Origin of the sequence: Dactylosporangium sp. CS-033363, from assembly GCF_050942475.1 — a bacterium.
GTDB lineage: Bacteria > Actinomycetota > Actinomycetes > Mycobacteriales > Micromonosporaceae > Dactylosporangium.
Map to the genome: position 1 here is coordinate 2047662 of NZ_CP192032.1, position 12663 is coordinate 2060324.

The following is a 12663-nucleotide window of genomic DNA, read 5'->3' on the forward strand; positions in this document are numbered from 1 at the left end:
GCGATCCGCGAACAATTGTGCGCTATACGAACAAGGAGGTTCGGATGAGCTTGCTGGAAGAGCGGCCGCTCGGCGCCGGGACGCGGGACGTGATCGAGCCGGCGACCGGGGCCGTGCTGGGGACGGTCGGGCTGGCCGCGCCCGGCGACGTCGCGCGGGCCGCCCGAGAGGCGGCGGAGGCGCAGCGGGCCTGGGCCGCGGCCCCGTTCGAGGAGCGCGCCGGGGTGCTGCGCCGGGCCGGGGCGCTGTTCGAGTCGCGGGCCAAGGAGGTGGAGGAGTGGCTGGTCCGCGAGGCCGGCTCGATCCCGCCCAAGGCCGGCGTCGAGACCCACGTGGCCGCGCAGGAGTGCTACGAGGCCGCCGCCCTGGCGTCCCGCCCGCTCGGCGACATCCTGCCCAGCGCGCTGCCGCGGCTGAGCCTGGCCCGCCGCTCGCCGGTCGGGGTGGCCGGGGTGATCGCGCCGTTCAACTTCCCGCTGATCCTGGCCATCCGCGCGGTCGCGCCGGCGCTGGCGGTCGGCAACGCGGTGGTGCTCAAGCCGGACCCGCGTACCGCGGTCAGCGGCGGCTTCGCGATCGCGGCCCTGCTGCGGGAGGCCGGCCTGCCCGACGGCCTGCTGCACGTGCTGCCGGGCTTCGCGGACGTCGGCACCGCCCTGGTCGAGGAGCCGCTGGTCCGGGTGGTCGCGTTCACCGGCTCGACCGCGGCCGGGCGCAAGGTCGCCGAGCTCGCCGGGCGCCACCTCAAGCGGGTGCACCTGGAGCTGGGCGGCAACTCGGCGCTCATCGTGCTGCCCGACGCCGACCTGGACCGCGCGGTCTCGGCCGGGGCGTGGGGCGCCTACCTGCACGCCGGGCAGATCTGCATGACGACCGGGCGGCACCTGGTGCACGAGTCGATCGCGGACGAGTACGTCGAGCGCCTCGCCGCCCACGCCGAGGCCCTGCCCGTCGGCGACCCGCACACCCAGCCGGTCGCGCTCGGGCCGCTGATCGACGAGGGGCAGCGGGACAAGGTGCACGCACTGGTCACCGCGACCGTGGACGGCGGGGCGCGACTGGCCGCGGGCGGCCGGTACGACCGGCTGTTCTACCGCCCGACCGTGCTCGACGGCGTGGCGACGGGCGCGCCGGCGTACGCGAACGAGATCTTCGGCCCGGTGGCGCCGGTGGTGCGCTTCGCGACCGAGGACGAGGCGGTCGCCCTGGCGGCGGACTCCGAGCTGGGGCTGTCGCTGGGCATTCTCACCGGCGACGCGATGCGCGGGCTGGCGCTGGCCGAGCGGATCCCGACCGGGATCGTGCACATCAACGACCAGACGGTCAACGACGAGGCGGTGGCCCCGTTCGGCGGGGTCCGCGACTCCGGCACGGGGGCGCGCGCCGGCGGCTCGGGCAATGTGGACGCTTTCACGGATCTGCGCTGGATCACCATGCGCGGGTCGATTCCGGAGTATCCGTTCTGAAAAAAACCCCGGCGCCGGCCCCGACGGTGGGGCCGGCGCCCGGGGAAGCGCGGCTACAGGAAGTCGGTGAATCCCGGTCGGAAACGGTCATCGGGCTTGCCGAATGCCGTGAACGCGAGACCGCCGCGCGGCTCCACGCCCGGCAGGTGTTCGATCATCCGATCGTGTTCAATCACACACGCCAATGCTTGGCTCAGGTCGGACTCGAGCTGGTGGACCGCCTCTTCGAGGTCCTCCTCCCGCCTTGACCAGTCGATGTCTGCTTCGCGCAGTTGCTGACCGGCCAGCTTCGCAACGGTCTCCGGATCGGTGACCGCAACCTCCAGGCGGCAGTAGATCTGCATGATGAGCGGTTCCGTGTGCCCCATTGCAGAAGAGTTGCACACGGGGCAAGCGGCATCATAGAAAGTGCAGATGAATTTACAACTTGGCAATGATGGGTAGGCCCGATGGTCTCGTTCATCCGTAACGTGTCGTTCGATGCCGCAGATGCATATGCACTTGCGCGGTTCTGGAGCGGTGTCGTCGGGCATCCGGTGCACCCCGAATGCGCGCCCGGCGACGAGGAGGTCGTCATCGAGCCGCCGGGCGGGCCGCGGCTGTTCTTCCAGACCGTGCCCGAGGCCAAGACGGTCAAGAACCGGGTGCACGTGTGCCTGCAGCCCGGCGACCGCAGCCGGGACGAGGAGGTCGAGCGCCTGCTCGGGCTGGGCGCGACCATGCTGACCGACCACCGCGACGGGCCCGGCGCGGGCTGGGCGGTGCTCGGCGACCCGGACGGAAACGAATTCTGCGTGACCCGTAGCACCCGGTGAGGGCGTGACCCGCGGGTGAGGGCTTCGTGGTGATCCCGTGGAGGCGGCCGCTGGAGCCGCCTTCGCGGGGCAGCATCGGCCCGTGCCCTCGACCTTGCCGACGCACCCGCTCGCCGTCCTGCCGCTGAAACTGTGGCGCCCCCGCTGGTTCGACGGCGTCGCCCTGGCCACCGGGGCGTGCGCGCCCGACTTCGCGTACGCCCTGGACGGCCCCGGCATCCGCATCCCCAGCCACACCGTCCCGGCCCTGCTGTGGTGGAGCCTGCCGACCGCGATCGTGGTCGCCCAGCTCTGCCGGCGGGGCGCCCCGGCGGTGTCCGCGCACCTGCCGCCGTGGTTCGCCCTGCGCGACTTCGGCGTGCTGGGGCAGGTCCGGCACCGGTGGTGGATCACCGCGTCCTCGGCGCTGCTGGGCGCGATCAGCCACCTGCTGTGGGACCTGGTCACCCATCCCGGCCCGGTCGCCGCCTGGTGGCCGATCCGCGAGGCCAGCGACACCGCGGCCGTCTTCCTGCTGCCGGTTTTCGTCGTGTACGTCGGGCAGCGCCGCAAACTCCGCGAGTGGCACGGCCCGCCGCCGGAGGTGCCGGTGCGCATGGGCCGGTTCTGGAGCGTGACGGCCGCCGCGCTGGTCGCCGGTCTCCTGCTCACCTGGGTGCTCGGCGACCGGCAGTACTACGTGGGGAACCTGCACGTGTTCTTCGTCCGGATCATGGTCGCCGGGGCGCTGGCGCTGCTGGCGGGGGCACTGGCCGTACAGTCGCAGCGTGTTGCAGACCGAGCGCCTCTTGCTGCGGCCGTTCCGCGCCGCTGACGCCCCCGCGCTGTCCGCCTATCGCTCCGATCCCGAGGTGGCGCGCTACCAGGGGTGGGACGCGCCCTATCCGCTGGAGTCCGCGCTCGCGTTCGTGGCCGGGCTGGACGGGCGCGATCCGCGGGGCGAGGGGTGGTACCAGTGGGCCGTGGAAACGCGCGACGGCGGCACGATGATCGGCGACGTGGGCGTGAACCGGCACGACGAGGGGCGCCAGGCCGAGATCGGGTTCACGCTCGCCCGGGAGCACCAGGGGCGCGGGTATGCCGCCGAGGCCGTCGGGCGCGTGGTGCACCACCTGCTCGCCGAGGAGGGCCTGCACCGGGTGCACGCGTCGGTCGACGCGCGCAACGCGCCCTCGGCCCGGCTGCTGGAGCGGCTGGGCTTCCGGCGCGAGGGCCTGGAGCTGCAGAGCCAGTGGTGGAAGGGCGAGTGGACCGACGACCTGCGCTACGCGGTGCTGGCCAGCGAGTGGTCCTCGGACTTCGCCGGCGCCTGATCGGACCGGGTCGTCACCCGGGCCAGCAGGTTCAGCGTCGCCGCCCAGACCAGGCAGGCGCCGAGCATGTGCAGGACGACGACGTACCAGGGCAGGCCGGTGAAGTACTGCACGAACCCGATCACCCCCTGCGCCAGCTCCACGACGACCAGGATCGCCGCCGCCCGGGTGACCCGCAGCGGCGCCCCGAGTGCGCGCAGGCCGAACCACATGGCCACGGACAGCCCGACGAGCACCATCACGGCGTCGGTGTGCAGCTGCGACACGGACTCCGGGTCGAAGCCGGTGCGGGCGGCCTTGGTGTCGCCGGAGTGCGGGCCGCTGCCGGTGACGATCGTGCCCAGGACGAGGACGACCGCCGAGACCGCGGTGGTGAGGACGCCGGCGGCGCGCATGGCCCGCGGCGCCGTCCAGCGCGGGGGCTCCTCGCGGGTGCGGTCCCACAGCGCGAACGCGAGCGCGATGAGCACCATCGAGAGCAGGAAGTGCGCCATGACCGTCCACGGGTTCAGCGCCATGCGCACCGTGATGCCGCCGAGCACGGCCTGCGCGGCCACGCCCAGGAGCACCCCGACCCCCGCGCGCAGGGCGGACGGCAGCCGGCGCCGCTGCCGCCAGGCGGCCGCGAGGGCCAGGATCGCGGCGATGCTGACCACGCTGGTGAGCGTGCGGTTGCCGAACTCGATGAGCCCGTGGTGCCCCATCTCCGCCGTGGTCACGTAGGAGTCGTCGGTGCACCGCGGCCAGGTCGGGCAGCCGAGCCCGGAGCCGGTCAGGCGCACGAGGCCGCCCGTGCCCACGATGACGATGTTGGCCACGAGCGACGCGAGGGCCGCCCTGCGCAGCGTCGCCGGCCGGTCCAGCCACTCCAAAACCCAGCTCACGCGGGCGATACTACGCCAGGCTACATATCGGACCGCAGGCGGACTTGCTCGACGAACGCGCGCCAGTCGGCCGCCGTGAAGACGAGCCGCGGGCCGGCCGGGTCGCGGGAGTCGCGCACGCCGATCAGCCCGGCGAGGCGGGCCCACTCGACGCACTCGCCGTCGCCGCCGCTGCGCCGGCTCTTGCGCCAGGTGGCTGTGGTCCAGTCGGCTTCGGTCATGCCTGACTATAGATGCCGTGATGTGCGTCGATGGCAATCTGCCATGTGCAGTTTGCTTCAATACGCCTTGACATGGCGATGGGGCGCATCGACCCTGGAGGTCGAGCAAGGAGCCACTGCCCGCGGCGAGGGGTCACCGTGGCTGGCCGGTGAGGTGTTCAGCGCAGCAGGAGGCGGCATGACCGCGAGGGGGAGCTCAAGCAGGACCTACTACCCGATGCGCCGCGGCGTGGCCGTGACCTCGGACTATCTGTTGGTGCACGGCGAGCAGTACGACCTGCGGGAGCTGGCCGACGTGCGGCGCTGGGGCTCGTGGGAGCTCTGGGGCACCTACCGCGGCGAGGTCGTGCCGCTGTGGGCCTCGCGCGACGAGACGGAGTTCGGCCAGGTGTGCCGCGCCCTGCAGCGGGCGCTGGAGGCGCACCGGGACGAGGTGAAGTACTGAGTCAGCCCTGTTCTTGAACCAAGGTCTCGAGGAACTCGACGGCGCGCTCGTCCCGCAGCGCGTGCGCCAGCATGCCCTCGAACGCCTTGCGGTAGCTCTCGACCAGCTCCGGCTGGTCCTGCAGCAGGATGTTGCCGGTGGCGTTCTCCTGCACGAGCAGGTCGCCGTCGACGTCGTCGGCGAACTCCATGATGGTGAACCCGCCGGCCAGGCCCGCGTGCGGGCCGGCGGCCAGCGGCAGCACGGCGACGGTCAGCCGGGGCGACGCGGCCGCGCGCTGCAGGTGCCGGTACTGCTCGCGCATCACCGCGGGCCCGCCGACCGGGCGGCGCAGCGCGGCCTCGTCGATCAGCATCGTGATGTCGGCGCCCTCCTCGGCCTCGACGATCTCGCGCTGGCGGCGGATGCGCACGGCGTAGAGGTCCTCGAGGGCGGGCTGCGCGGTCGGCTCCAGGCGCAGGGCCGGGATGAGCACGCGCATGTACTCCTGGGTCTGCAGCAGCCCCGGAATGATGCTGAGGTGGTACTGCAGCATCCGCGACGCGTCCAGCTCGAAGCCGATGAAGTTCTTGTAGGCCGCGTTGATCGTGGGGTACGAGCTCCACCAGGTGCGGCCCTTGGTCTGGCGCACCAGCTCGACCAGGTGCTCGACCTCGCCGGCCGGGGCGTCGTAGATGCCGGTCAGCGCCCGCAGGTCGGTCACCGAGATGCCGACCGTGCCGTTCTCGATGCGGATCAGCTTGGACGTGCTCCAGTCCAGCTTCTGGGCGACCTCGACCTGCTGCAGCGACCGCTCTTCCCGCATGCGCTTGAGCTGGTCCCGCAGACGCCGAAGGGAGGTCTGACGACCCTGCGTCACGGCCATTGCGAAGATCCTCCGCCGAAGTATCGATCAATTCGCAGCGCGCTATCTGCTATGTGCAGGTGGCCAACGAACGATCGGCTATGGGCACTCGGCAACGATATTCCTTTTGTCAAGTCCGCGTGGGCCGAAGCGCGGGTGAGGTTTGGTTAGGGTTACCTTCCGTGCGGTGGATCACCCGGGCGGTGGTTTGCTCGCTCACCGCGAATTACGTAACGTTGGTGTTGTGAAAAACGGCGAAGCACCAGTGCGGGTGGACGCCGCGCTGGATGTGCGGACCCGTGACCGCGTCACTGACCTGCTCCTGCAGGAGGGTTCCGCCACCGCGACCGAACTCGGGCTCGCCCTCGGGCTGAGCCCCGCCGGCGTGCGCCGCCACCTCGACGCCATGCAGGCCGAGGGGCTCGTGGAGTGCCGGGAACGCACGGAGCGTGGCCCCCGCGGGCGCGGCCGCCCGGCGCGCGTGTTCACGCTGACCGCGGCGGCGCGGGAGACGCTGCCGCACACCTACGACGGGCTCGCCTCCGCCGCCCTGCGCTGGATCTCCGAGCACGGCGGCCCGGCCGAGGTCGCCGCGTTCGCCGCGGCCCAGGTCGAGGGGCTCGAGGAGCGCTGCAAGTCGGCGATGGCCGAGGCGGGCGAGGATCCGCTGGCCCGGGCCGAGGCCCTCGCACGCGCCCTGACCGCGGAGGGTTACGCTGCCGGCGCGACGACGATCGCCACCGGCGGGCAGCTGTGTCAGCACCACTGCCCGGTGGCCCACGTCGCCGCCGAATTCTCCCAGCTGTGCGAGGCCGAGACCCAGGTGATCTCGCGCCTCGTCGGCACGCACGTCCAGCGGCTCGCCACCATCGCCAACGGCGATGGCGTCTGCACCACCCATATACCGGCCCCGGTCCAACCCGGAGCCCGTCCCGATAGGCAAAGGATCGTGAGATGACGACTGCCGATCAGCTGGCCGGTCTCGGCCGGTACGAGTACGGCTGGGCCGACTCGGACTCCGCGGGTGCCTCGGCGCGCCGCGGTCTCAACGAGGACGTCGTGCGCGACATCTCGGCGAAGAAGTCCGAGCCCCAGTGGATGCTGGACCTGCGCCTCAAGGGCCTGCGGCTGTTCGACCGCAAGCCCATGCCGTCGTGGGGCGCCGATCTGTCGCACATCGACTTCGACAACATCAAGTACTTCGTCCGCTCCACCGAGAAGCAGGCGGCCAGCTGGGACGAGCTGCCCGAGGACATCAGGAACACGTACGACAAGCTGGGCATCCCCGAGGCCGAGAAGCAGCGGCTGATCGCGGGCGTCGCGGCGCAGTACGAGTCCGAGGTCGTCTACCACAAGATCCGCGAGGACCTCGAGGAGCAGGGCGTCGTCTTCCTCGACACCGACACCGCGCTCAAGGAGCACGAGGAGCTCTTCAAGGAGTACTTCGGCACCGTGATCCCGGTCGGCGACAACAAGTTCGCCGCGCTCAACACCTCGGTCTGGTCCGGCGGCAGCTTCATCTACGTGCCGAAGGGCGTGCACGTGGAGATCCCGCTGCAGGCGTACTTCCGGATCAACACCGAGAACATGGGCCAGTTCGAGCGGACCCTGATCATCGTCGACGAGGGCGCCTACGTGCACTACGTCGAGGGCTGCACCGCGCCGATCTACTCGTCGGACTCGCTGCACTCCGCGGTCGTCGAGATCGTGGTGAAGAAGAACGCCCGCTGCCGGTACACCACGATCCAGAACTGGTCGACCAACGTCTACAACCTGGTCACCAAGCGGGCGGTGTGCTCCGAGGGCGCCACCATGGAGTGGATCGACGGCAACCTCGGCTCCAAGGTCACCATGAAGTACCCGGCCGTCTACATGACCGGCGAGCACGCCAAGGGCGAGGTCCTCAGCGTGGCCATGGCCGGCGAGGGCCAGCACCAGGACGCGGGCGCCAAGATGGTGCACGCCGCGCCGCACACGTCCTCGACCATCGTGTCGAAGTCGATCGCGCGGGCCGGCGGGCGCACCTCGTACCGCGGCCTCGTGCAGGTGCTGGAGGGCTCGCACCACTCGAAGTCCACGGTCAAGTGCGACGCCCTGCTCGTCGACACGATCTCGCGCTCGGACACGTACCCCTACGTCGACATCCGCGAGGACGACGTCTCCATGGGGCACGAGGCGACCGTCTCGAAGATCAGCGACGACCAGCTCTTCTACCTCATGTCGCGCGGCCTCACCGAGGACGAGGCCATGGCGATGATCGTGCGCGGCTTCATCGAGCCGATCGCCAAGGAACTGCCCATGGAGTACGCGTTGGAGCTCAACCGGCTCATCGAGCTGCAGATGGAGGGCGCGGTCGGATGAGCGCTCCCTCCCTGGTCCCCCCGAAGACGCGCGCCCAGCAGGTCCGCTCCTTCGACGTCGCCGACTTCCCGGCCCTCACCGGCCGCGAGGAGGAGTGGCGCTTCACCCCGCTCAAGCGGCTTCGTGGGCTCGACTCTTTTGACGGGGCGGGTTCGCCCGCTCCGAAGGTCGGCGCGGACGAGCTCCCGTCCGGCGTCACCGTGGCCACCATCGACCGCACCGACCCGCGGGTCGGCTCCGCGCTGACGCCGTTCGACCGCATCAGCGCGCTGGCCTTCTCGCGGGCCTCCGAGGCCCTGCTGGTCTCGGTGGCTCCCGACGCCGTTCTGGAAACCGCCGCGGTTGTACGGCTTGTCGGCGGCTCCCTCGACGCTGCGTTCGGGCACACCGTGGTCGAGGTGGGCCGGTTCGCCGAGGCCGTCGTGGTGCTCGAGCAGACCGGCTCGGTCACGCTGGCCGACAACGTCGAGGTGCTCGTGGCCGACGGGGCCAAGCTCACGCTGGTCACCGTCACCGACTGGGCCGCCGACGCGGTGCAGGCGCAGCACGTGCGCTTCAGGATCGGCCGCGACGCCAAGGTGACGCACGTGCAGGTCACGCTCGGCGGCGACCTGGTCCGGCAGTACACCAGCGTCGACTACGCGGGCCGCGGCGGCGAGATCGACGCGTACGGCCTCTACTTCGCCGACGCCGGCCAGCACCTCGAGCACCGGCTCCTCGTCGACCACTCGGTGCCGGACTGCCGCAGCTACGTCGCCTACCGCGGCGCGCTGCAGGGCGCCGACGCGCACACGGTCTGGGTCGGCGACGTGCTGATCCGGGCGGAGGCGACGGGCACGGACACGTACGAGATCAACCGCAATCTCGTGCTGACCGACGGCGCCCGCGCGGACTCGGTGCCGAACCTGGAGATCGAGACCGGCGAGGTGGCGGGGGCCGGGCACGCGAGTGCCACCGGCCGCTTCGACGACGAGCAGCTGTTCTACCTGATGTCCCGGGGCATCCCGGACGAGCAGGCCCGCAAGCTGGTCGTGCGCGGCTTCTTCCACGAGCTGCTCGCCAAGATCCCGGTCGAGGAGCTGCGCGACCGGCTCGGCGACGCGATCGACGGCCGGCTGGAAGAGGCCGGTTCGTGATTCGTGTGTGTGCGGCCACCGAGGTGGCCAAGGGCGAGGTCGTCCAGGTCACGGTCGAGGGGACCGAGATCGCGCTCGTGCACGCCGACGACGACAACTTCTACGCCGCCTACGACGAGTGCTCGCACGCGGCGGTCGCGCTCAGCGAGGGCGAGGTCGAGGGCTGCACCCTGGAGTGCTGGCTGCACGGCTCGCGCTTCGACCTGCGCACCGGCGCCCCGAGCGGGCTGCCCGCCACCGAGCCGGTCCCGGTCTACCCGGTCGAGGTTCGCGACGGCGACGTCTACATCGATCTGAACCCGAGCAACGGAGTCATGAAGTGAGCGAGCTTTCGATCAGCAACCTGCAGGTCTCGGTCAAGCTGCCCGACGGTGAGCTCAAGCCGATCCTCGCGGGCGTCGACCTGACCGTCCGGGCGGGGGAGACCCACGCCATCATGGGCCCGAACGGCTCCGGCAAGTCCACCCTGGCGTACTCGATCGCCGGCCACCCGCGCTACGAGGTCACCGGCGGCTCGGTGACCCTCGACGGGCAGGACGTGCTGGCCATGACCGTCGACGAGCGGGCGCGGGCGGGGCTGTTCCTGGCGATGCAGTACCCGGTCGAGGTCCCCGGCGTGTCCGTGGCCAACTTCCTGCGCACGGCCAAGACGGCCATCGACGGCGAGGCGCCGAAGCTGCGCACCTGGGCCGGCGAGCTGCGCGGGGCCATGGAGAAGTTGCAGATGGACCCGGCGTTCGCGCAGCGCAACGTCAACGAGGGCTTCTCCGGCGGCGAGAAGAAGCGCCACGAGATCATGCAGCTGGAGCTGCTCAAGCCGAAGATCGCGGTGCTCGACGAGACGGACTCCGGCCTGGACATCGACGCCCTGCGGATCGTGAGCGAGGGCGTGAACCGGGTGCGCGAGCAGGGCGACACCGGCCTGCTGCTCATCACGCACTACACCCGCATTCTCCGGTACATCAAGCCGGATCACGTGCACGTCTTCGTCGGCGGCAAGATCGTCGAGGAGGGCGGCCCGGAGCTGGCCGAGCAGCTGGAGAGCAGCGGCTACGAGCGCTACCTCGCCGGCGCCGGCCCGGCCTCCATCGCGTAAGGACTCTTGAATGACCGCCCTGGATGTTGAGTCGCTCCGCAAGGACTTCCCGATCCTCGAACGCACCGTCAACGGCAAGCCGCTGGTGTACCTCGACTCGGGCAACACCTCGCAGAAGCCGCGTCAGGTCATCGACGCGGTGCGGGAGCACTACGAGCGGCACAACGCGAACGTGGCCCGCTCGGTGCACACGCTGGGCACCGAGTCGACGGCGGCCTACGAGGGGGCGCGCGAGCGGATCGCGGCCTTCGTCGGGGCCCCGTCGGCGGCCGAGCTCGTGTTCACGAAGAACTCGACCGAGGCGATCAACCTCGTCGCCCATGCCTTTACCTCGGCGTCGGAGGACCCGCGCTTCCGCCTCGGCCCCGGCGACGAGATCGTCGTGACCGAGATGGAGCACCACTCCAACATCGTGCCGTGGCAGCTGCTCGCCCAGCGCACCGGCGCGACGCTGCGCTGGTTCGGGATGACCGACGAGGGCCGGCTGGACCTGTCGAACATCGACGAGCTCATCAACGAGCGCACCAAGCTCGTCTCGGTCGTGCACTACTCGAACATCCTGGGCACCATCAACCCGGTCGAGCTGCTCATCGCCAAGGCCCGCGCGGTCGGCGCGCTGGTGCTGCTCGACGGCTCCCAGTCGGTGCCGCACGTGCCCGTCGACGCGGCCGCGCTCGGCGCCGACTTCCTGGCCTTCACCGGCCACAAGATGCTCGGCCCGACCGGCATCGGGGCGCTGTGGGGCCGCTACGAGCTGCTCGACGCGATGCCCCCGTTCCTCGGCGGCGGCTCGATGATCGAGACCGTGTCGATGACCGGCACCACGTTCATGCCGCCGCCGGCCCGCTTCGAGGCCGGCACCCCGCCGATCGCGCAGGCCGTCGGGCTCGGCGCGGCCGTGGACTACCTGGCCGCCGCCGGCATGGACAACGTCGTCGCGCACGAGAAGGCACTCGTCGCGCACGCGCTGGACGCGCTGACGTCGCTGCCGTACGTGCGGATCGTCGGCCCTTCGGATTTGGTCGATCGAGGCGCGACGATCTCGTTCACGGTCGACGGCGTGCACCCGCACGACGTGGGCCAGATCCTCGACGACGACGGCGTGCAGGTCCGCGTCGGCCACCACTGCGCGCGCCCCACCTGCGTGCGCTTCGGCGTTCCGGCCACCACCCGAGCCTCGTTCTACCTGTACACGACCAACGACGAGATCGACGCGCTGGTCCGCGGGATCGAGCGGGTCCGGAAGGTCTTCGCCTGATGCAGATCGATCAGCTGTACCAGGAGATCATCCTGGACCACTACAAGCACCCGCACGGCCGCGGCCTGCGCGACCCGTTCGACGCCGAGGCCCACCACGTCAACCCGACGTGCGGCGACGAGGTGACCCTGCGCGTCCAGCTCAAGGCGGGCAGCGTGGCGGACGTATCGTACGAGGGCATGGGCTGCTCGATCAGCCAGGCCTCCGCCAGCGTCCTCTACGACCTGCTCAAGGGCGCCACGGTCGCCGACTCCCTGCGCCGCCACGAGGCCTTCGCCGAGCTGATGGCCGGCCGCGGCCAGGTCGAGCCGGACGAGGAGATCCTGGAGGACGCGGTCGCCTTCGCCGGCGTCGCCAAGTACCCGGCGCGCGTGAAGTGCGCGCTGCTGCCCTGGATGGCCTTCAAGGACGCCCTCGCCCGGGCGTCTGCTGCCCCCGTTGTTGAGGAGTCCCCATGACCGCGGTTCTGGCCGACATCGAAGAGGCGATGAAGGACGTCGTCGACCCCGAGCTGGGGATCAACGTCGTCGACCTCGGCCTCGTGTACGGCATTCACGTCGACGAGGAGAACGTCGCCACCCTCGACATGACGCTGACGTCGGCGGCCTGCCCCCTGACCGACGTCATCGAGGACCAGACGCGCACGGCCCTGTGCACGGGCCCGGGCGGCGGCCTGGTCTCGGACATCCGCATCAACTGGGTCTGGCTGCCGCCGTGGGGGCCCGACAAAATTACGGATGAAGGCCGCGACCAGCTGCGCGCCCTCGGCTTCAACGTCTGACGCGAGTTCCGAAAAACGCCCCGCCGCCGTTCTCCGGCGCGCG

At 70.9% G+C, this 12663-nt stretch carries 17 protein-coding genes; 13 read left to right on the forward strand and 4 right to left on the reverse strand.

Features of this window, described 5'->3' with window-relative positions; translation table 11 throughout:
• The first annotated feature begins 44 nt into the window (after window positions 1–44).
• Window positions 45–1466 carry a benzaldehyde dehydrogenase gene (locus tag ACQPZ4_RS09410; RefSeq protein WP_433057957.1) on the forward strand — a complete coding sequence of 474 codons (1422 nt, stop codon included), beginning with the start codon at window positions 45–47 and terminating at the stop codon, window positions 1464–1466.
• Window positions 1467–1519: 53 nt separating this feature from the next.
• On the opposite strand, the gene ACQPZ4_RS09415 is transcribed toward ACQPZ4_RS09410, so the two are convergent.
• Window positions 1520–1834 (reverse strand): hypothetical protein, encoded by a 315-nt coding sequence (locus ACQPZ4_RS09415; protein WP_433057959.1) that lies wholly within the window; start codon window positions 1832–1834, stop codon window positions 1520–1522.
• A gap of 81 nt (window positions 1835–1915) precedes the next feature.
• Here ACQPZ4_RS09415 and ACQPZ4_RS09420 point away from each other — a divergent pair, with 81 nt between their 5' ends.
• The 3 genes from ACQPZ4_RS09420 to ACQPZ4_RS09430 all read left to right on the forward strand — a co-directional run bounded on the left by ACQPZ4_RS09420 (window position 1916) and on the right by ACQPZ4_RS09430 (window position 3594).
• A complete protein-coding gene (locus ACQPZ4_RS09420; RefSeq protein ID WP_433057961.1) occupies window positions 1916–2281 on the forward strand; it encodes a VOC family protein in 366 nt (121 codons plus the stop codon).
• Window positions 2282–2363: 82 nt separating this feature from the next.
• Window positions 2364–3095, forward strand: coding sequence for a DUF4184 family protein (locus tag ACQPZ4_RS09425; protein WP_433057963.1), 732 nt, complete (start codon window positions 2364–2366; stop codon window positions 3093–3095).
• On the forward strand, window positions 3049–3594 hold the full coding sequence (locus ACQPZ4_RS09430) for a GNAT family N-acetyltransferase (protein WP_433057965.1): 546 nt from the start codon (window positions 3049–3051) through the stop codon (window positions 3592–3594). The genes ACQPZ4_RS09425 and ACQPZ4_RS09430 overlap by 47 nt, the downstream gene beginning before the upstream one ends.
• Here ACQPZ4_RS09430 and ACQPZ4_RS09435 read toward each other — a convergent pair.
• Together ACQPZ4_RS09435 and ACQPZ4_RS09440 are read right to left on the reverse strand one after the other, a co-directional pair.
• Window positions 3546–4478: a COX15/CtaA family protein gene (locus ACQPZ4_RS09435; RefSeq protein WP_433057967.1), complete on the reverse strand. Its 933-nt coding sequence runs from the start codon at window positions 4476–4478 to the stop codon at window positions 3546–3548. The genes ACQPZ4_RS09430 and ACQPZ4_RS09435 overlap by 49 nt on opposite strands.
• 20 nt (window positions 4479–4498) lie before the next feature.
• A complete protein-coding gene (locus tag ACQPZ4_RS09440) occupies window positions 4499–4699 on the reverse strand; it encodes a DUF397 domain-containing protein (protein WP_433057969.1) in 201 nt (66 codons plus the stop codon).
• Between the two features lie 178 nt (window positions 4700–4877).
• Between ACQPZ4_RS09440 and ACQPZ4_RS09445 the strand changes: the two genes are divergently transcribed.
• Window positions 4878–5144, forward strand: coding sequence for a DUF6232 family protein (locus ACQPZ4_RS09445; RefSeq protein ID WP_433057970.1), 267 nt, complete (start codon window positions 4878–4880; stop codon window positions 5142–5144).
• Window position 5145: 1 nt separating this feature from the next.
• On the opposite strand, the gene ACQPZ4_RS09450 is transcribed toward ACQPZ4_RS09445, so the two are convergent.
• Entirely contained in the window at window positions 5146–6009 is an 864-nt protein-coding gene (locus ACQPZ4_RS09450) for a helix-turn-helix domain-containing protein (RefSeq protein ID WP_433057972.1), read from the reverse strand.
• A 223-nt stretch (window positions 6010–6232) separates the two neighbouring features.
• On the opposite strand from ACQPZ4_RS09450, the gene ACQPZ4_RS09455 reads away from it, so the two are divergent.
• From ACQPZ4_RS09455 to ACQPZ4_RS09490, 8 genes are read left to right on the forward strand one after another with little or no spacing between them, the layout of a single operon-like run.
• Window positions 6233–6946, forward strand: a complete 714-nt coding sequence (locus ACQPZ4_RS09455) for a helix-turn-helix transcriptional regulator (protein WP_433066410.1) — start codon at window positions 6233–6235, stop codon at window positions 6944–6946.
• Window positions 6943–8349, forward strand: coding sequence for a Fe-S cluster assembly protein SufB (gene sufB, locus ACQPZ4_RS09460; RefSeq protein WP_433057974.1), 1407 nt, complete (start codon window positions 6943–6945; stop codon window positions 8347–8349). The genes ACQPZ4_RS09455 and sufB overlap by 4 nt, the downstream gene beginning before the upstream one ends.
• On the forward strand, window positions 8346–9485 hold the full coding sequence (gene sufD, locus ACQPZ4_RS09465; protein WP_433057976.1) for a Fe-S cluster assembly protein SufD: 1140 nt from the start codon (window positions 8346–8348) through the stop codon (window positions 9483–9485). Before sufB ends, sufD begins: the two co-directional genes overlap by 4 nt.
• Complete coding sequence (locus ACQPZ4_RS09470; protein WP_433057978.1) at window positions 9482–9808, forward strand: non-heme iron oxygenase ferredoxin subunit; 327 nt, start codon at window positions 9482–9484, stop codon at window positions 9806–9808. Before sufD ends, ACQPZ4_RS09470 begins: the two co-directional genes overlap by 4 nt.
• Complete coding sequence (gene sufC, locus ACQPZ4_RS09475) at window positions 9805–10581, forward strand: Fe-S cluster assembly ATPase SufC (protein ID WP_433057979.1); 777 nt, start codon at window positions 9805–9807, stop codon at window positions 10579–10581. Before ACQPZ4_RS09470 ends, sufC begins: the two co-directional genes overlap by 4 nt.
• A 10-nt stretch (window positions 10582–10591) precedes the next feature.
• Window positions 10592–11839, forward strand: a complete 1248-nt coding sequence (locus ACQPZ4_RS09480; protein ID WP_433057981.1) for a cysteine desulfurase — start codon at window positions 10592–10594, stop codon at window positions 11837–11839.
• The gene (gene sufU, locus ACQPZ4_RS09485; protein ID WP_433057982.1) at window positions 11839–12297 is read left to right on the forward strand and encodes a Fe-S cluster assembly sulfur transfer protein SufU; all 459 of its coding nucleotides are present in this window, start codon (window positions 11839–11841) and stop codon (window positions 12295–12297) included. Before ACQPZ4_RS09480 ends, sufU begins: the two co-directional genes overlap by 1 nt.
• Window positions 12294–12620: a metal-sulfur cluster assembly factor gene (locus ACQPZ4_RS09490; RefSeq protein ID WP_433057983.1), complete on the forward strand. Its 327-nt coding sequence runs from the start codon at window positions 12294–12296 to the stop codon at window positions 12618–12620. Before sufU ends, ACQPZ4_RS09490 begins: the two co-directional genes overlap by 4 nt.
• Window positions 12621–12663 lie beyond the last annotated feature (43 nt).